Origin of the sequence: Photorhabdus luminescens subsp. luminescens, from assembly GCF_001083805.1 — a bacterium.
GTDB lineage: Bacteria > Pseudomonadota > Gammaproteobacteria > Enterobacterales > Enterobacteriaceae > Photorhabdus > Photorhabdus luminescens.
On sequence record NZ_JXSK01000010.1, the window covers coordinates 105,951 to 125,798 of the forward strand.

Annotated in this window: 14 protein-coding genes, 1 tRNA gene and 3 pseudogenes; 9 read left to right on the forward strand and 9 right to left on the reverse strand. The window is 42.5% G+C overall.

Annotated features, from left to right (window positions below):
* Positions 1-442: 442 nt before the first annotated feature.
* The 3 genes from TI10_RS20235 to pepA all read right to left on the reverse strand — a co-directional run bounded on the left by TI10_RS20235 (position 443) and on the right by pepA (position 5,390).
* The gene (locus TI10_RS20235; RefSeq protein ID WP_049585138.1) at positions 443-3,340 is read right to left on the reverse strand and encodes a valine--tRNA ligase; all 2,898 of its coding nucleotides are present in this window, start codon (positions 3,338-3,340) and stop codon (positions 443-445) included.
* Between the two features lie 13 nt (positions 3,341-3,353).
* Positions 3,354-3,803, reverse strand: coding sequence for a DNA polymerase III subunit chi (locus TI10_RS20240; protein ID WP_049585139.1), 450 nt, complete (start codon positions 3,801-3,803; stop codon positions 3,354-3,356).
* A gap of 66 nt (positions 3,804-3,869) precedes the next feature.
* Entirely contained in the window at positions 3,870-5,390 is a 1,521-nt protein-coding gene (gene pepA, locus TI10_RS20245; RefSeq protein WP_049585140.1) for a leucyl aminopeptidase, read from the reverse strand.
* Between the two features lie 286 nt (positions 5,391-5,676).
* Between pepA and lptF the strand changes: the two genes are divergently transcribed.
* Both lptF and lptG read left to right on the forward strand, forming a co-directional pair.
* Positions 5,677-6,777 (forward strand): LPS export ABC transporter permease LptF, encoded by a 1,101-nt coding sequence (lptF, locus tag TI10_RS20250; protein WP_049585141.1) that lies wholly within the window; start codon positions 5,677-5,679, stop codon positions 6,775-6,777.
* Positions 6,777-7,853, forward strand: a complete 1,077-nt coding sequence (gene lptG / locus TI10_RS20255) for an LPS export ABC transporter permease LptG (RefSeq protein ID WP_049585142.1) — start codon at positions 6,777-6,779, stop codon at positions 7,851-7,853. Before lptF ends, lptG begins: the two co-directional genes overlap by 1 nt.
* An 85-nt stretch (positions 7,854-7,938) precedes the next feature.
* On the opposite strand, the gene ampH is transcribed toward lptG, so the two are convergent.
* The gene (gene ampH / locus TI10_RS20260) at positions 7,939-9,156 is read right to left on the reverse strand and encodes a D-alanyl-D-alanine-carboxypeptidase/endopeptidase AmpH (protein ID WP_049585143.1); all 1,218 of its coding nucleotides are present in this window, start codon (positions 9,154-9,156) and stop codon (positions 7,939-7,941) included.
* Positions 9,157-9,562: 406 nt separating this feature from the next.
* Here ampH and TI10_RS20265 point away from each other — a divergent pair.
* The 6 genes and pseudogenes from TI10_RS20265 (at position 9,563) to TI10_RS20280 (ending at position 11,928) form a co-directional block, all read left to right on the forward strand.
* Positions 9,563-9,647: transfer RNA gene (locus TI10_RS20265), tRNA-Leu, on the forward strand.
* Between the two features lie 164 nt (positions 9,648-9,811).
* On the forward strand, positions 9,812-10,228 hold the full coding sequence (locus TI10_RS20270; RefSeq protein ID WP_049585144.1) for a tyrosine-type recombinase/integrase: 417 nt from the start codon (positions 9,812-9,814) through the stop codon (positions 10,226-10,228).
* An 83-nt stretch (positions 10,229-10,311) separates the two neighbouring features.
* Positions 10,312-10,602, forward strand: a pseudogene (locus tag TI10_RS26245) (IS982 family transposase); the annotation flags it as partial.
* Positions 10,590-11,026 (forward strand): annotated as a pseudogene (locus TI10_RS20275) (tyrosine-type recombinase/integrase); the annotation flags it as partial. The pseudogenes TI10_RS26245 and TI10_RS20275, both read left to right, overlap by 13 nt.
* Before the next feature lie 167 nt (positions 11,027-11,193).
* Positions 11,194-11,358, forward strand: coding sequence for a hypothetical protein (locus TI10_RS25290; protein WP_155416499.1), 165 nt, complete (start codon positions 11,194-11,196; stop codon positions 11,356-11,358).
* A gap of 87 nt (positions 11,359-11,445) precedes the next feature.
* The gene (locus TI10_RS20280; RefSeq protein WP_053093486.1) at positions 11,446-11,928 is read left to right on the forward strand and encodes a very short patch repair endonuclease; all 483 of its coding nucleotides are present in this window, start codon (positions 11,446-11,448) and stop codon (positions 11,926-11,928) included.
* Between the two features lie 3 nt (positions 11,929-11,931).
* Here TI10_RS20280 and TI10_RS20285 read toward each other — a convergent pair whose 3' ends face one another.
* From TI10_RS20285 to TI10_RS26745, 3 genes are all read right to left on the reverse strand, one after another.
* Positions 11,932-13,701: an ATP-binding protein gene (locus TI10_RS20285; RefSeq protein WP_049585146.1), complete on the reverse strand. Its 1,770-nt coding sequence runs from the start codon at positions 13,699-13,701 to the stop codon at positions 11,932-11,934.
* A 5-nt stretch (positions 13,702-13,706) separates the two neighbouring features.
* A complete protein-coding gene (locus tag TI10_RS20290; protein WP_049585147.1) occupies positions 13,707-14,822 on the reverse strand; it encodes a DNA cytosine methyltransferase in 1,116 nt (371 codons plus the stop codon).
* Between the two features lie 304 nt (positions 14,823-15,126).
* Positions 15,127-15,381, reverse strand: a complete 255-nt coding sequence (locus tag TI10_RS26745) for an O-methyltransferase (RefSeq protein WP_367889018.1) — start codon at positions 15,379-15,381, stop codon at positions 15,127-15,129.
* Here TI10_RS26745 and TI10_RS20295 point away from each other — a divergent pair.
* A pseudogene (locus TI10_RS20295) lies at positions 15,314-16,151 on the forward strand (IS256 family transposase); the annotation flags it as partial. The gene TI10_RS26745 and the pseudogene TI10_RS20295 overlap by 68 nt on opposite strands.
* Before the next feature lie 178 nt (positions 16,152-16,329).
* On the opposite strand, the gene TI10_RS20300 reads toward TI10_RS20295, so the two are convergent.
* Positions 16,330-17,730 (reverse strand): DNA-processing protein DprA, encoded by a 1,401-nt coding sequence (locus TI10_RS20300; protein WP_049585148.1) that lies wholly within the window; start codon positions 17,728-17,730, stop codon positions 16,330-16,332.
* Complete coding sequence (locus TI10_RS20305; protein ID WP_049585149.1) at positions 17,727-19,829, reverse strand: RecQ family ATP-dependent DNA helicase; 2,103 nt, start codon at positions 19,827-19,829, stop codon at positions 17,727-17,729. Before TI10_RS20305 ends, TI10_RS20300 begins: the two co-directional genes overlap by 4 nt.
* Positions 19,830-19,848 lie beyond the last annotated feature (19 nt).

Sequence of the window (19,848 nt, forward strand, 5' to 3'; positions counted from 1 at the left end):
GATCCTTATGGTCTTCATGTCTGTTTTGGTTTCTGTTTGTACTCTGTATTGACTATTTATTTCCACTTGAAATAGATCGTTCGGAACAATAACTCATTGAATGTTGAGTTAAACTAAAGTTGTATTATTTTTTACCTTTTTATTTGTAATAATATATTTATATGATTTTATTCTCTATATAATATGCTAAATATAATGATTCATATATAAAATAAAATTATATTATATTGTCATTTAAGATATATGAATATGGAAAAGAATAAAACAGATGATTATTCATGTTAATAGAGTCGATGTTGTTATTTTCAATATATTTTATAATATTTATATATAATCGGTTGAATTTACATTTTATTATTAATTTTATCGTTTACTATTTAAACTAAAAAGCCACTGACAATGAATTACAGTGGCTTTGGTGGAAATTTATTTTTTGAGCATATTACAACGCGGCAATCGTTTCTTTCTGAGCCAGCAACTTCTCTTTTGATGTATTGCAGCTTGCCAGACGTTCACGCTCTTTGGCTACAACCGCTTCGGGTGCGCGGCTGACGAAACCTTCATTTGACAGCTTGCCTTCAATGCTGCCGATCTCTTTATCTAGCTTCTCAATCTCTTTATTCAAGCGGCTTAGTTCCGCCTCTTTATCGACTAAGCCAGCCATTGGAATTAATACTTCTGCGCTATTAATCAGTTTAGTGACAGAAATCGGCGCTTCTTCACCCGCAGACAAAAGTGTGACAGAAGATAAGCGGCCCATTGCCTGAATAAAATTCAGGTTTTCCGCTACACGACGTTGTGCATCAGCATCGGCATTACGTAGCAAAACTTCCAAGGGTTTGCCGGGGGCGATATTCATTTCAGCACGGATATTACGTACTGCAATAATCGCTTCCTTAATCCATTCCAGATCGTTCAGCGCCAGCTCATCCGTTTTCGCTAGATCAAATTCAGGGAATGGTTGCAGCATAATGGTATCTGCCTCAATTCTTTTAACCACTTTTACCCGTTGCCAGATGGTCTCGGTGATAAATGGAATAATCGGGTGAGCCAGACGCAATAATCCTTCCAGAACTTCAATCAGAGTATGACGAGCGCCACGAACTTCCGCCTCTGAACCTTTGTTAATTGCTGGCTTAGAGAGCTCCAGATACCAGTCACAGAACTGGTTCCAGGTGAATTCATAAAGAATATTGGCAGCCATATCGAAACGATATGTATCCAGTGCTTCACGGTAAGCTTTTACTGTCTGGTTAAATTCAGCCAGAATCCAACGATCAGCCAGTGATAACACCATTTCACCGCCATTTTGGCCGCAATCCTGACCTTCTGTATTCATTAGCACAAAGCGGCTGGCATTCCACAATTTGTTACAGAAATTACGGTAACCTTGCAGGCGTTTCATATCCCAGTTGATATCACGACCTGTTGAGGCCAGCGCTGCTAACGTAAAGCGCAGGGCATCGGTACCATGTGCTTCAATACCTGCCGGGAACTGCTTCTCGGTACGTTTGCGGATTTTTTCAGCCAACTGTGGCTGCATCATATTGCCGGTACGTTTTTCTAGCAGGTCTTCCAGAGAAATACCGTCAACCATGTCCAGTGGGTCAATGACATTCCCTTTGGATTTTGACATCTTCTGGCCTTCTTCATCCCGGATAAGACCGGTCATGTAGACAGTCTTAAATGGAACCTGAGGTTTGCCATTTTCATCTTTGATGAAATGCATGGTCATCATGATCATACGGGCGATCCAGAAGAAAATAATATCAAAGCCACTCACCAACACATCGGTTGGGTGGAAAGTTTTCAGCGCCTCAGTTTGTTCAGGCCAACCAAGGGTAGAGAAAGTCCATAAACCGGAAGAGAACCAGGTATCCAGTACATCTTCATCTTGGTTTAAAGAGATCTCTGCGTCCAGATTGTTTTCACGACGGACTTCTTCTTCACTGCGACCGACATAGACATTACCGTTAGCGTCATACCATGCCGGGATGCGGTGGCCCCACCATAATTGGCGAGAGATACACCAATCCTGAATATCGCGCATCCAGGAGTAATACATATTTTCATACTGCTTAGGTACAAACTGAATATCGCCATTTTCAACGGCTTCGATAGCCACTTTCGCCAGAGGCGCAGTACGGACATACCATTGATCAGTCAGCATGGGTTCAATAACCACACCGCCGCGATCGCCATAAGGAACGGTCAGATCATGAGCTTTAATTTCAACCAGCAGTCCCAGTCTTTCGAATTCAGCCACAATAGCTTTACGGGCGGCAAAACGCTCCATACCTTGATATTCAGCCGGAATATCAGAACAGTAACTATCGGAAATTTCGCCATTGGTGTCGAAAACTTCTGCTTCATGACGGATGTTGCCATCAAGAGTCATGATATTGATCATCGGCAGGGCATGGCGTTTACCCACTTCATAGTCATTGAAGTCATGGGCAGGTGTGATTTTTACGCAACCGGTACCTTTTTCCATATCCGCATGTTCATCACCGACAATAGGAATGCGTCGGTTAACTAATGGCAGAATAATTTCTTTGCCGATTAAATCTTTATAGCGCGGATCTTCTGGGTTAACGGCTACACCGGTATCGCCTAGCATGGTCTCAGGCCGGGTAGTTGCAACGATAAGGTAATCTTTCCCCTCTGCGGTTGTGACGCCATCAGCCAATGGATAACGCAGATGCCACATAGAACCTTTAACTTCACGGTTCTCAACTTCCAGATCGGAAATTGCAGTGTGCAATTTCGGGTCCCAGTTAACCAGGCGCTTACCCCGATAGATGAGATTTTCTTGATACAAACGGACAAAGGCTTCTTTTACGGCGTTGGACAGACCTTCATCCATAGTGAAACGCTCGCGCTCCCAGTCAACAGAGTTACCCAAACGACGCATCTGATTGGTGATCGTGCCGCCGGATTCTGCTTTCCACTGCCAGATCTTATTGATAAACGCATCACGGCCATAATCGTGACGGGTTTTGCCTTCTTCTGCTGCGATCTTGCGCTCAACCACCATTTGAGTAGCAATACCTGCGTGGTCAGTACCGGACTGCCACAAAGTATTTTTACCCTGCATTCGCTGATAACGGATCATGGTATCCATAATGGTTTGCTGAAACGCATGGCCCATGTGCAGGCTACCGGTCACGTTTGGCGGCGGGATAACAATACAGAAGCTCTCACGGCTGGTATCGCCGTTAGGCTTGAAGTAACCGCTTTGCTCCCAATGGTTATAAAGAGGCTGCTCAATTTCTTTAGGATTGTACGTTTTATCGAGAGATGGCTCGGCTTGCGTTTGAGTTGCGGGTGTTTTTTCCATTTTATCTTGATACTTAGTATGTTGGCGGCGTTGCCATGGTCAAATTAAAGCCGACGCTACGATATGATTTATATCGTTCACGCGCCAACTGTTTCAAATTTTCATCTATAGGAACGAAGTCTATCACTTCATGGAAAGCGGTGGCAAAGTCTGCAAATTGCGGCAACAGATTTATTAGGATATCACGAGGCGCATTTCCCCGTTTTTGCGGCCAACATAACTCAATCGGCGCGCCATATCTTGGCCCTTCGCCAGCAAGATTATGTGGGACGAACTGATGAGGCTCCCGTTGCCATAAGGCTTCATCTAACTTTTCTGCCTGTTGTTGATTTTCACAGGCAATGAGCACCCGTTTTCCTGCTCGCCATTGGTCAGCCGCAAATTGACATGCCAGCCATTCGTGAGCTTGCAAATCTGCCTGAGGTGATGGCTGTTCCAGTAAATAAAACGTGGCACTTTTCATAATGTCTCTGTTACGGAGAAAGGGCATTGTCAAATGCCCTTTTGATAAGCTAAGCGGGGAATCAAATTAATCGTCGTTATTGATACCGGCACTTCCTGCCCGATTTAACAGGAATTGTGACAGTAGTGCAACCGGGCGACCTGTTGCGCCTTTTGCTTTACCTGAACGCCAGGCCGTACCTGCGATATCCAGATGGGCCCAGTGATATTTTGTTGCGAAGCGGGACAGGAAACAGGCGGCGGTAATCGCACCACCCGCACTGCCGCCGGTATTCGCCAGATCGGCAAAGTTAGAATCAATTTGCTCAAGAAACTCGTCAGTCATTGGTAGGCGCCATGCGCGATCACCGGCTTGTTCTGAAGCATTGAGTAACTCATGGGCCAGTGGATTATGGTTGGATAACAATCCACTGTAATGGTTACCAAGAGCTGTTACGCAAGCACCGGTCAGTGTGGCGATATCAATGACCAATTCTGGATCAAAACGTTCAACGTAAGTTAACGCATCGCACAGAACCAGACGGCCTTCGGCATCGGTGTTGAGTACTTCGACAGTCTGACCAGATAAGGTGGTTAAAATATCTCCAGGTCGGTAAGCGCGACCTCCTGGCATATTCTCGCAGCCTGCCATGACACCGATGACATTGAGCGGTAATTGTAGCTCAGAAACCACACGCATCACGCCATAAACCGTTGCAGCCCCACACATATCGTATTTCATCTCGTCCATGCCGCCAGCAGATTTGATTGAAATACCGCCGGAGTCAAAAGTCAGTCCCTTGCCAACCAGGATGATGGGTTTGGCATTTTTATCAGAACTGCCTTTATATTCCATGACTGACATCAGAGATTCATTTTGAGAACCTTGACCAACCGCTAGATAGGCATTCATGCCTAGCTCTTTCATCTGCTCTTCACCAATCACTTTTGTTGTAATATGGCTATTGGCAGAATCTGCGAGCTGACGTGCCTGAGAAGCCAGATAAGCTGCATTACAGATATTGGGTGGCATATTACCAAGATCTTTTGCTGCTTTAATACCGGCAGCAATGGCAAGGCCGTGCTGGATTGCACGTTCACCGCTGGTTAGCTCCCGACGGGTCGGAACATTGAAAACCATTTTACGCAGCGGGCGGCGCAACTCATTTTTATTACTTTTTAGCTGGTTGAAAACATAGAGAGACTCTTTTGCTGTTTCCACCGCTTGACGTACTTTCCAATAATTATTGCGGCCTTTAACATGCAATTCTGTTAAGAAGCAAACTGCTTCCATTGAACCCGTTTCATTGAGGGTATTGATAGTTTTCTGAATGATCTGTTTATACTGGCGTTCATCCAATTCGCGCTCTTTACCACAGCCGATAAGCAGAATACGTTCAGATAACACATTGGGAACATGATGCAGCAGCAGTGATTGACCAACTTTGCCTTCTAATTCACCGCGGCGTAGCAATGCACTGATGTAACCGTCACTTATTTTATCGAGTTGTTCAGCGATAGAGGAAAGGCGACGAGGTTCGAAAACGCCGACAATGATACATGCACTACGCTGTTTTTCCGGGCTACCGCTTTTTACACTAAACTCCATGCGTTCTCCTGAATCTTAAAGACAAAGACGGATGCTATCGCTAAAATATAGCGTTCCGCATTAATCTACCCCATAGAAAATTAACTATTTATGTTAAGCTAAACCCACTATTTGTTATTGTTTAGCTAACTATATAAGTATGTTCTGATTGGGAACCTGAATATGGAATGCTTCGATATCATTTTAGCAGTGAGGAAGCCAAACTGATGCACATAATAAATGGTATATATACAATGAAGTTAGCGATTTTCCTGCAAAAAGACAAGTTTTCACAGGCGTAATAAGCGTGATCATCATTAGATATCTAGTACGGGAAACCCTGAAAAGCCAAGTTGCGATACTCTTTATCCTTTTACTCATCTTTTTCTGTCAAAAGTTAGTAGAAATTTTGGGTGCCGCAGTGGAAGGGGACGTCCCGGCAAATTTAGTTTTATCCTTGTTAGGATTAGGCGTGCCTGAAATGGCGCAGTTGATTTTGCCCCTGAGTCTGTTTCTTGGGATATTGATGACTTTCAGTAAACTCTATACTGAAAGTGAAATAACTGTTATGCATGCGTGTGGTTTGGGCAAGCGTGTGCTGGTGGTTTCGGCGCTTATTCTGGCGTTGTTAACTTCCGTGTTAGCGGCAGTGAATGTCATTTGGGCCATGCCGTGGTCCTCGAAATATCAAGAACATGTGGTGGCTGATGCTAAAGCTAATCCAAGTTTAGCGGCTATTATGGAAGGGCGGTTCAAACCTTCCGACGATGGTAATCTGGTGCTCTATATTGGCAACGTGCACGGCAATAAATTTGAAAACGTGTTCCTTGCCCAGCTTCGTCCCGTTGATAATCAGCGTCCTTCCGTGGTGATCTCTGATGGCGGTCATATGGTGGAGCGGCCTGATGGCAAACAGGTGGTTATCCTTAATCATGGTACCCGTTATGAAGGCACGGCAATGTTGCGTGATTTTAGGATCACTGAGTTCCATGATTATCAAGCCATTGTCGGGCATCAGACTTCAATCGTAGATAGTAATAAAGTTGAACAGAAGTCTATTGTTCAGTTATGGCAGGATGATGATAAGCATTCCCGCGCTGAGTTCCATTGGCGTCTGACTCTGGTGCTCTCGGTACTGATTATGGCCATGATGGTTGTACCGTTAAGTGTGGTAAACCCGCGTCAAGGGCGGGTACTCAGTATGTTGCCTGCGATGCTGCTATATCTCATTTTCTTCTTACTACAAAGTTCTCTGCGTTCTAACGGCAGTAAAGGCAAATTGGACCCTCTTATCTGGATGTGGTTAGTTAACGGGGCTTATTTAACGCTGGCGCTGGTTCTTAATATTTGGGATACCTTGCCGATGCGTAGGATTCGGACTCGTTTCAAAGGCAGAGGAGTAGCCTGATGTTTGGTGTATTAGATCGTTATATCGGGCGGACTATTCTACAGACGATTCTGATGACGCTGTTTATGCTGGTATCACTTTCCGGCATTATTAAGTTTGTTGATCAGCTAAGAAAAGTGGGGCAGGGGGAATATACCACTATTTCCGCGGGTCTTTATGCTCTGTTAAGCGTACCGAAAGATATTCAGATATTCTTCCCGATGGCCGCTTTGCTTGGCGCCTTACTGGGGCTTGGCACGCTGGCGACCCGTAGTGAGTTGGTGGTCATGCAGGCGTCTGGATTTACCCGTATGCAGATTGCTGGCTCCGTGATGAAAACCGCTATTCCGTTGGTGATCCTGACTATGGTTATCGGTGAATGGGTCGCGCCGCAAGGTGAACAGATGGCACGTAATTACCGGGCTCAGAAGATGCTTGGTGGTTCTCTGGTTTCAACAACGAAAGGTATGTGGGCGAAAGATGGGGACGATTTTATCTATATCCAGCGGATTGTGAGTGATACAGAGATTAAAGGCGTCAATATCTACCATTTTAGTGATGATAAAAAACTACTCTCTGTAAAATATGCAGCCAGTGCGGTTTATGATGAGGATAGCGACCTGTGGAAGCTTTCTCAGGTGGAAGAATCCGATCTGACAGACAGTAAAAAAATCACTGGAACACAACGCCTTTCTGCTGACTGGAAAATTCTCCTGACGCCAGAACAGTTGAATGTAGTAGCGCTTGAGCCTGAAGCGCTTTCCATTAGCGGCTTATATCAGTACATCAATTACCTTAAGCAGAGTGGGCAGGAATCAGGACGTTATCAACTGAATATGTGGAAAAAGATATTTGCCCCACTTTCAGTTGCAGTAATGATGTTGATGGCGCTCTCTTTCATCTTCGGACCATTGCGTACCGTGCCGATGGGGGTGAGGATAGTAACAGGGATCAGCTTTGGCTTCCTATTCTATGTACTTAATGAGATCTTTGGCCCACTGAGTCTGGTGTACAGTATGCCAGCGGTTTTGGCGGCACTGTTGCCAAGCTTATTGTTCCTTATTGTGAGTATTTATTTACTCCTTAAGAGACAGTAGCTTTTAGCAATCAAGGCACCATAGGGATAGGGTTTTTGGCTAAGAACCCTATCCTGAGCATCTCGATTTTAAGATGTAATAAGGATCAAGCCTGATGATGATTCCTCGACAATGCCGTTACCAGTTGATTAACCCCGGTTGTTACGCGACTGAAATGGCTACGTTGTTTACGAGTGATCACCACAAACACCCCGATATTTTGTTCGGGGATCATTGCCATATACGTATTAAACCCCCCGCCGCCGCCGGTTTTCTGATAAATACCCGGTACATCACCACGGGCGTTCATGTAAACCCAACCAAGGCCAACGCCATCTGCCTGACCGGCAACATCCATCCCTTTAATTGAAGCCAGAGCGGAACGTTTAAAATAAATACCTTGCTCGCGACTCGCGGTTTGTTTGCGTAACTGACTGTCTGATGATAAAAATTGCTGCATCCAGCGCTGCATATCTTTTGGTGTTGAATAGATTCCACCACTGCCTGCTGCCGCAATCGTATTAAGACACGGACTCGGCTTATAACTTTCCATCAAACGAGCACACTGAGAACGGTTTGGTGTCAGTGTAGTGTCTTTCATGTAATAAGGGCCGGTGATCTTATCATGTAACAAACGGGTATATGGCTTACCCGTAGCCTTAGAGAGTGCATCAGCCAATAAATCGTAAGCCAGATTGGAATAAGATGCTGTTGTGCCTGGTGCGGAGTCTAATTGAGCTGTTTTTAACCAGACCCAGCGATTGGCTTGTGTAGGCCAGACGAAAACAGGACGTCCCCATTTACCTCCCGGCTGCTCACGAGGTAAGCCACTGGTATGGCTTGCTAGGTGGAACAACCGGATAGGTTGAAGAGGTCTGTATTGGGGCACTTTCACGCCATAATAGCTATAGTCCTGCAACGGATCGGTGGAGCGCAGAACCTCATCCTCTTCTAATTTGATCATAATCTCACTGGTCATCAGCTTAGTTAGCGAGGCAATTCGGATGATAGAATCGGGCTTCGGACGGATACCATTTCCCGGACGAGTTTCACCGAAACTGCGGTAAACCGTCTGATTATTATCAATCACCACCATCGCCATGCCTTGCGCATTGCTGCCGTTGAAAATATCCTGTGCATACTGATCAACCAACTGTGAAGCTAGCTTTTTAGTTCTCGCGTTACCTTCGAACACTTCCCATTTCAATGGTTGTTTCTTCGGTTGCAAAAACTTTGCCGAAAATGTTTTATTTGAAGAAGAGCAGGCTGTAAGAGCCAACACTATGGCAGAAACAGAGAAGATCTTAAAAAACTGTTTATTCATTTTGAATTGACCAATCAGGCATATTTCCAGTGAATTCACAAACAGGATAAAGATAGCAAAAGCTGTTATTTATTCTTCTTAAACAGCATCATCAACGCGCCAATGACAATGCCCAAAAAGATCCCGGCGCCAATCCAGCTAATAATCGTCATAACCATTTACCTCATAGCGAATTATCATGCTGAGATTATATAAGGTGATTATAGGTTGTCTATCGACGTCAGGTAGAAAAGATATTGCTGGGTGTATTTATTTAGAGCTTTGGTGTTCGGTAATTGAACACACATTTGTGTTGAGAGATGGATTTGATCTTTTTTTCAACACTTAAACCAAAGTTAGAAGGATAACAGTTGCTAACAGATCGCTGACAGGTATAATGGCCCCGTTTTCCGCATACTACTTCAGTGCCGAAGTGGCGAAATCGGTAGACGCAGTTGATTCAAAATCAACCGCCTTCGGGTGTGCCGGTTCGAGTCCGGCCTTCGGCACCATTGCTATGTTCATAGCAGTTCACTAAAGTCCACTTATCTAAGAAAATTCCTTATAAATCAAATAAAATAGTCTATCAAGGTCTATTATCGTCCGTTGCAATCCACATATCTGTGGGGGCATAATTAGGGGCATTTTCCGATTCGATTAAGAATATGCCCCCAAAATGAAACTCAATGCTAGGCAAATAGAGACAGCAAAGCCAAAAGATAAAGCTTATAAACTCGCTGATGGTGGAGGGTTGTATCTGGAAATTATTCCGCGAGGTTCAAAATACTGGCGTATGAAATACCGCCGACCAACAGATAAAAAAGAAGACAGGTTAGCATTTGGTGTTTACCCGGTAATTTCTCTTGCTGATGCCAGAGCTAAACGTGATGAGGCTAAAAAACTTATAGCCAGCGGTGTAGATCCCAAAGCAACACAGAAAGAGGCACAAGCTGAGGTATCTGGCGAATTTAATTTTGAAACTATTGCTAGGAAATGGCACGCCAGTAATAAGCGGTGGGGTGACTATAACCGGGCGCGTGTACTGCGCAGCCTTGAACAGTACATCTTTTCTCATATTGGTAAAGATACCTGATATTTGCTTAAGAAGGGAACTAAGCGCCTGAGGCATGATCAAAGTTTTTGTCAAAGAAAACAAAATCGTGGAGATCCTCAGGCATGTCTAATTTAGAAGAACTTTACTGCTGCGTCGATGACTTTTGCCAAAAATTTATTCCTTTCTGGCATCAACAGCTAATTGAAAATGGCTTGCTCAAACGTTACCGCGCAGCTTCCCTTTCTCTCAGTGAAGTGTTGATTCCCCTCATTTTATTCCCTATGAGCCATTATTGTGATTTTAAAACGTTTTATATTCAGCATGTTAAACACTATCTTAAGGCCGATTTTCCCGGGTTAGTCAGCTACATCTGGATGTTAACTTTGAAGCAAAGTGTTGTGGTTCAAAAATGTGTACACCCCATCTGGTGCTGTTGTCCCGTCAGGTATTAGTAATCCTTAAACAGATCCATAAGTTCAGTGGTGATCGTGACTTAATCTTTATTGGTGATCACGACCCTCGTAAGCCGATGAGTGAAAACACGGTAAATAGGGCGTTGCGGGTTATGGGGTATGACACTAAAGTGGAGGTTTGCGGGCATGGTTTTAGGACGATGGCCTGTAGTTTGTTGATTGAGTCAGGGTTATGGTTAAGGGGAAGCGGTAGAGCGTCAGTGAGTCACCAGGAACGTAGCTATGTGCGTGCGGCGTATATCCATAAGGCGGAGAATCTGGGAGAGCGCAGACTTCGCAATGGTGGGCAGACTGTTTGGACGCATTACATAGCAAGACGATTACGGCTTTCGATTATGCAAAGCTCAATAATCCGATCCAATAACATTATTATTGGTTGATTGGTATATAACAAGAGTTCAGGTTGACTCCGACCCAATTCTGTACGAATAGAGCTATAGCTCGGCGTGGATTGAACGTATTGTTAAGAACAAGACTTGAAGGGGGCAGCTCATAGACAGCGTTAAGGATTTTGCTTTAGGTGTGGATGAAATGACCATAGTGTTTCTTCCGGTGATGGAAGTAGAGAAGCACTACCCGGTAGGGAGTGATTCCCTGCATGATGGAGTAGAAGATGTATTAGGCGCTAAGTGTTGTCCGCGTGAAGATGCGGAGCGGACGAAAAGGCTAGTCTCACTGGGAAAGGTGGAAACCTGAAGGCTCTGGTTGCAGTTTCTTATAAAAGTTGCATAAATAAGGCATTATGAGATATATGGTTTTAGTAAATAACATTAATGGGGAGTTATGGATAAATTTACTAAACAAAAAAGAAGAGCGATAATGCAAAATGTGTTATCAAAAAATAACAAAGCTGAGATCTTAATAAGGAAAAGTATATTTCGTTTGGGAATTAGATATCGATTACATGATAACCGATTGCCTGGATGTCCAGATATAGTAATTCCCAAACACAAGACAGTTATTTTTATTAACGGTTGTCTATGGCATGGCCATAATTGTAAACGCGGAGCTATACCTAAAACGAACATTAAATATTGGACGGAAAAAATAAAAAGAAACAAAGAGAGAGATTTTGAAAATATAATGGATCTATTTCTTTTGAACTGGAGAGTTATTACTATATGGGAGTGTTCTTTTCGCGGGCTTGGGAAGGATAATATAAATATATTAGCATCTGAATGCTATCGCTTTTTAATATCAGGAGAACGTTATTTAGAATTGGACTCCTCCTTCAAATCATTGATATATAAAGCAAAGAGTCCTTAATGATTAATTTATTCTGCTTCTCACAAGAAATTCTAGAAATTTATATGTATCATTTCTAATAGGTACTAATTTTTCGCTGGTTATTATCTGATGGCAGTGAACAACACCATTAATATATGACTTATGGTTATCTAAATGCCTTAAAGATGTATTAAGTCTCTTCCTTTCGTTGCTAGAGAATAAATTATTACTATTAGCTCTAAACCATTTAATCATCATATCAAGACTAATATCCATAAGCTCTTTTTGCTCATAAGATAATGTTTTTCGTTTTCCTTCCGTTTGGAAATATAGGTCTTTAACTTCCGAGACTTTATTATTTTTCCTGACGAAATATAGAGCGGATGCTTCCATTATTGCCCTGTATAACATAGTGGCGGCATGCGATGAATTCGATATCACAATGCACTTTGCTTCCTTTATAAAAGCATCAAGAATGTCGTCGCCTGAAAAGGGAAAATGTTTTGGGAGGAGTGTTTTCCAGTTTTCAGGATGCTCAATTCTATGGTTTTCATTTTTTGTAGAACTGTTTCTTTTTTTATTTTGTTCCTTTTCTATAGTTGAAGATTTTGTACCATTTACATTTTTTTTGAGGTTATTACTATCCTGAGGTTTGTTGATGGTTGGTTGGGATTGTGTTGTGATTGAAGAAGAATTATCTTGTGATTTTTTCTTCAAATATCTTTCTTTAATTTCTTTTCTGTATTTTTTCGTTATCGGTTCAATAATGTCTTTTATTTGAAGAAACATAGTAGAATCTAATCGAAGACCTGTTTTGGCTGTATTCCATGGTAGTTTTCCTGGTGAGCGGGATACAAATTTTATCCAGCATATAAACCCGTTATATTCGGAGTGCCATTTTGCATCTCCCCATCCATATTCTTTGGATGTATTCGCTGAAACAATTATCCTATCATTACATGTGAAATATAATCCAAACTGCTCTGTCAACTCTCTATTTTTACTTAAAGAATGACCATCCTCTCCAGGGAAAAGATAGCTTTCGTGAATGCCAGACTCAATATAAACATCTACATCACCCATGTTTATTTGTTGCTTAAATGGCATTACAAGAGCATTTTCTCTTATGCTAGGAACAAAACTAGAGATATTTTTAGTTATGCATTTTATGGCATTAACTACTTTAATTTGCAATCCTTTCTTAATAAAAGCCGCATAGCGAGCGGATATTCCTTTAATAAAGTTATCAAACCACTTTTCATTTGATATGTCGTATCTGATCCCATTTTTTAGGTCAGATATAGAAAACAATGCTTTGTTTTTTCCTGTAGAGCTAATTTCTTTTGCTGTTAAATTATTACTATCATTTCCAATCTGATTGTTTTCAAAGCTCATTTTGAATGAATAGCTACTATTGTCTGATAGCATAGAATATTTGTTTCCTAGCTTTAATAAGGAACGTTTTAGCCCTATACCGTAATGCCCTATTCCATACATATGAGCGGATCGTTTGGCGACAACAAGCATATCATCCTTGATAGTACCTTCATCAATTCCTGAGCAGTTATCGAGAATTCTGATGCTATTTTTATCTATTCGGATTGTTATTTTATAGCCAGAGTAGTTGGCAGGTAAGCCATATAAATCATTACTTTTATTTTTTTCTAGAATCAAGGATCTTGCTGCATCGATAGAATTATCGATCAAATCATAGATGCTTTCAACAGTACTGATATCTTCAGTAAGCGTTGATTCTATAAAGTCAGCCGTAACACCTGAATGGACGGTAACTTCCCTTATGACATTTTTCATCAAACCTAACCCTTATTTAAGATATTAAAAATCTCTCTGAATATTGCTTCTGATACAAATGGACTTACGCTATTTCCAATTTGTCTAAAACTATGCCATTTAGTTTTATGAAACACAAACCAATCAGGAAAGCCTTGTAATCTTGCAGCCTCTCTTGGTGTAATAACACGAGGTTCTATATAATGTATGGGTCTGACAGCTTGAAAACTTCCTTTGTCACTTCCAGTACCAGCTCGTAAAGTTGGGCATAATCCTTCGGGATTTAATCTTACCGACTTTGAAATCCGATCAACTTCATTATATTTTAATCGAGCGTAACGGCTCTGTACTTCAGGAGTATGTCGTGTGCCTTGGCAAGAGGTGATTATTCTCTTATCAAGTAATTTACGGATAGTTTCGCTGTGACCTGTATTCTGAGGTATGTGATCTATAAGCCGCTGATAAAAATAGTCATTTGCAATATTATCATCATATAATTTTCTGTTACCTTGTTCTTCACTTTGCCAAGTAGGATCGATCTTAATTGGCAATCCAGATAAGGCTTCCTTTATAATTGTCGGTGTCTTCATCTGCGGACAAATTTCTTTTGGGATATTTTTTACAAGGCGGTTGTTAAACCCAATGAAAAAAATCCTTGTTCTTATCGTTGGAGCTCCAACATCAGAAGCTTTAACTTTTAATGGCGGTAAAATTATGTATTCATCCTGTACAAGTGAAAATGCTTTATTTCTGAGTTGATCATATTTTTCATCTAAGATCCCTGGTACATTTTCAGCAAGGAAAAAGAGGGGGCTTGTTTCACGGACAAGGCGGAAAAAGTCTATAAAAAGATTGTTTCTGAGATCATCAGGATCTTGTTTCCCCATGGTGCTGAACCCTTGGCAAGGGGGGCCTCCAACTAATCCACTTAGCTCGCCGGCTTTTAAATTCCCAAGTGTTAGCAGGCCACTTCCGGTAAGAGTACTGACATCTTTTTGAATATGCTGTGTCAAAGGAAAGTTTTTTATATGTGTTTCCATTGCGAAGGGGTCTAGTTCTGCTGCTGCTGCAACGGTAAACCCTCCTCTGGCAGCACCAAGACTCAACCCACCTGCACCTGAAAATAGATCTATTAACTTCATAATTGTCTAATAAATAAAGAGTTTTGTGCATTCTAGCATATATAGGGAGTTTTGTCGACCGCTGAATGGTCAGAGTATAACGCGTCCAAACTAAGGAAGTTGTTCTATATCTATAATAGTCGATAAAATTTTTCATCGATTCTAGTGCATCACTTTCTTTGTCTCCAATTCAGTAACCAAGTTCATTAATGATTTCTTCATGTGATGAACTTGGTAAACAACTTTCAACGAAAAGTCTCTCCTTAGTCGATAGCGCCGGTAGGTCAATATGATTTTGTTTTTCCCATGTGTTATTAAAATAAGATCATTCTAGTAATTTCGCATTGTTAATTAAGTTATCTTCTTCCTCTGGTTTTATTAATATACCTGTTATTGTTACCATTTGTTGACCATCTGAATAACAAAAATTACTCAGCGGTAAAAATTTAATATTATTATCGCCATTTAAACTTTTTAAAATGGCTCTCTGAATAGATTTTATTATTATATTGGAAATCGTCGACACTTTTAAAGAAATGTATGATGCGGATGTTTCACCGACATTAATATCTAAAGTCACCGATGCTGTGAAAGAGCAGGTTCAAGAATGGCAAAATTGTTCCTTAGAATCTATTTATTCCATAGTTTACCTTGACTGTATTGTGGTGAAAGTCCGCCACGAAGGTCACGTTATCAATAAATCGGTCTTCCTTGCCTTAGCTATTAATACAGAAGACCACAAAGAGCTTTTGGGCATGTGGATAGCAGAAAATGAAGGTGCTAAATTTTGGTTGAGCGTTATGACCGAGTTGAAAAACCGTGGTGTTCAAGACATTCTGATTGCTTGCATTGATGGATTGAAAGGGGTTCCTGATGCCATCAATAGCGTTTATCTACAAACGCATATCCAACTGTGCATCATCCATATGCTGCGTAACAGCCTGAAATATGTTTCATGGAAAGATTACAAAGTAGTGACTGGTGGGCTCAAAACAGTTTATCTAGCCCCCACAGAAATTGCGGCGCTAAATGTGTTCGAAAAATTTGCTCAAACTTGGGATAAAAAATATCCGCAAATCAGTCAAAGTTGGTCTACTTACTGGGAAAATTTGAATACATTTTTTGCTTATCTGGGAGATATCCGCAAAGCGATTTATACGACGAATGCGATTGAATCCTTGAACAGTGTTATCCGTCACGCCACTAAAAAGCGTAAGGGTATTCCCCACCGATGACGCCGTGCGCAAGGTGATTTATCTGACCATTGAATCGGCCTCAAGAAAATGGACTATGCCAATCCAAAACTGTAAACACGCAATGAGTCGTTTTATGATTGAATTCTGTGACTGATTAAACGGCCACCTTTAATCAAAGGACAAATATACAGAATTATTTACAGGATCCATTTCTTGCCCAACCGTTCATACATGCTCATAGCAGATTCATCCAGTTGTAATCTATTCAGCAAGTAAACCACCGTTACCTCTTGAACATTGGTTTCTTTTGTTATAGTCACAACAACAATCATTTAAACAACTTTTTGATTTTTCTTTTCTATTTGATAGCGAACAGGACGGCTGAACTTGTTCACTTGTCCCTCATCAATCGCTCGATTCAACCATTCTTTCAATTGAGATTTATGCAGACCAGTGTTCTCGATAAGGGTATCAAGTGTAATTGGGATTACTGCCAATCGCTGGAGCTCAGTAATAAACAATTGATAAAAATCCACAGCTTGCATTATGATCTGTTCTGCTTCTGCTTCTGCTTCTGCTTCTGCTTCTGCTTCTGCTTCTGCTTCTGCTTCTGCTTCTGCTTCTGCTTCTGCTTCGTAAGCGATTGAACCTTGGATTTCATCTTGCTCGATTGAATGAGCAATAACTATTCGATTTTCCGCTACCTCTAGATCAAATTCCGATGCAGATTTCGCAAATAATTCTGACTGTGCTGGCATGGAAAATAGATCAACCTGTTCAGCTTCTTTCTGCGAAGCAGTAGAGTTTTTGACGGAGAATAAATCGGAAACTTTAAGGTTGTGAACATCTGCTTCACACCAATACCCTCCCTTTGCAACTAAATCAGTATTTGCCGCGCCACTGTCATTCGTTGGTTTTACCCATAATGGCACCCAACACTTTTTCAGGTTTTCTTCTGCCCCGCTTAGTGTGCCGCCTTTTTTTCCCGAGTGAATTACCAGCGAGCTGTCTGCCAAGCAATAGATATATTTGTTTCGGGCCATAGCGTTTCCAGTGTTGAAGCCAGCCTCTGGATAAAAGGGCGAAATCAGCATTACGCTGCCATTCATCAAACCTTTGCGCCATTTTGCGCTGGTAGCGGCTTTCAGTAGGCTATCTGCCAGTACCCCAATAACAGGGCCGCCACTGAGCATTGCCCCCACCATAGCCGTCTCATCCACACCACGGGCACCACCGGATACAATCGCAATGCCCTCTGATGCCGCTCTTGAACCAACCAGCTCGGTATAAGACAAGTCCGCATCGTTGGCTTCACGTGATCCAATAACCGCTAAACCACCAGCATTCAGTAAAGCTTTATTACCGCAACCAAATAGCACAGGCGGCGAGTCGGTTTTCAATTGCTGTTTTAAGCGCTTGGGATATTCAGGGTCAGAGCGGGTAACTACCCAAAGACCTGCTCGGTGCCATTTTTCAACGGCCAACGCTAGGCTGTGGCCACGATTCAGTAACTGTATAATTCGTTCTGTGCTGATTCGGGAATCTTGCCAGTTGCTTAGTATTGACTTAGGCTCAGATACCAACAAGTCTGCTGGTGTTGTGGATTTTTCTTTCAGCCATAACGCAAACCTACCCCATTCAGCATTAGTGAGGGGTTTGGCATCATCACTGCTCGTCTTGGAAAAATAACTAGTGAGCAATAATGTGGCTTGTGCTGTTGGCGATAAATTCATGAGTCTTTCACCGAAGAAGAGGCAAGTGCTGCGGGATATACAATACCACTACCCGCTTGTTGTAACAAAGCTGCAATAACGGTAAGAGTCCAACCAGAGTCAACGACGTCGTCGATAAGGAGGACTGGTTGATTCTGTACAATTTGTGTTATCTCAAAAACACCATCAAGGTTATGGCATTGATGAAAACTATTTTGCTGTTTCTTTTGGGGCTGGTTATCTTGAACTTTTGCTACCGCATCAATAAATGTCAGGTTCATCCTTTGTGCTAGCCGATGTGCAAATGTAGGGACTAAATTCGGGTGTCTTAAGGAAGGTACACAACACACCCAGGTTGGACTAGGATGAGGTTGCCAACGTTGTGAGATCATTTCAGCCATAGCATCAACTAGTTCATCAGAAAAATAACCCGAGTGTTTATTTTCAGCAACAGTTTTCCCCCAACCAGCATCTCCCCATCGAGAGAGAGCCCTACCAGGCTGAGCAACTAAGCAACCTAGCTGCCGTGGAAAACGATATGTAGGGAAGGCTTGATTAGAAGGTGCTACCTGTTTTCTTGGCGGGATAACCATTTCGGCATGTTTAAGAAAAGTGCTTGCTTGATGAACTAATACTGACTCAAGAGTCTGATTAACAACAGGTTGGCCAATGCATGACGAGCATTTGCCACAAGGTGTAGGGTCGTGATCATCTAGCTTACGGCGTAAGAAAGTCATCTTACATCCGGTATCTGACAGATAGGCCTGCACATCTGCCCACTCCTGCTTACGCTGGTTGGTAAGGTGAGCGATACGGGTGCGATCCAAGGTATAAGGCACAGGTATTCTGCGCCATAAGTTTCCGATTTTAATTACAGGGGCGGTGTTTTCTACACTTAGTAGTTTTAATACCTTTTCGATCTGTCCATAGCGTAGGTTGGTTTCCTCTTCAATGCTACGAAGTGATAAACCATCACTATTAGCTAGTACTTGCAAAATTTCGTTTACCTGAATTTCTGAGGGGAATGCCGAATTCCTGAAAAACTCATGAATATCTTGATCTTCTACACCAGATATTAACACGCCAATAGCGTTGTCGATACCACGCCCTGCGCGGCCGACCTGCTGGTAGTAAGCCACGATGGAGCCCGGTGCTTGATAGTGAATCACAAAGCTTAAGTCTGGCTTGTCGTACCCCATACCCAATGCAGTAGTTGCTACCAGCACCTTAAGTTGATTGGTTAGCAATAACTCTTCAAGATGCTGTCGGTAATCGTTACTGTTTTCAAAACCCTCAGCCTCAATACTGCTATGGTAGGCTCTGGCGTTGATGCCATTGGTGCTCAACCAATTTGCTACCTGTTCGGCATCACGCACCGTTAAGGTGTACACAATGCCAGTACCATGTAAGGTGGGAATCACTTGCGCCAACCAAGCTAGGCGGGAGGATTGATCGGGCAGCGCTATGGTTTGTAGCGAGAGGCTTTCACGGATCAGTGGACCACGCTGGATCTGGATATTACCCAGTTGTGTTTGGATATCAGCCACCACACGGTTATTGGCAGTCGCAGTTGTGCCTAATACTGGTGTATTAGGTGGCAATTGGCGCAGAATATTTACTATACGCCGATAGTCCGGGCGGAAGTCATGACCCCAGTCGGAAATACAGTGGGCTTCGTCGATCACCATCAAAGCAATACGGTCAGCAATAGGATAAAGCACGGTTTCAATGAAGTTATCATTGGCGAGCCGCTCAGGAGAAATCAGCAGGCAATCTATTTGATTATTTATAATCCTTTGTGTCACCGCCTGCCAGTTCGCTGTATTGGTGGAATTCATGGTCTCGGCTACGATGTGCAGGCGCTGGGCGGACTCAATCTGGTTACGCATTAGGGCCAACAAAGGAGAAACAATAATTGTCGGCCCCATGCCGCGATCGCGGAAAATTTTGGTGCTGATAAAGTAAACTGAGCTTTTACCCCAGCCAGTACGCTGTACTACCAACAGTTTCTGCCGTTGGTTAACCAAAGCATCAATAGCTTCCCACTGACCATCGCGAAACTCAGCATTTGGATTGGCCAGTGCAGTTTGTAGTAGTTGTTGGGCCTGAGCTCGATTCATTATCACTCCTTGTTTATAC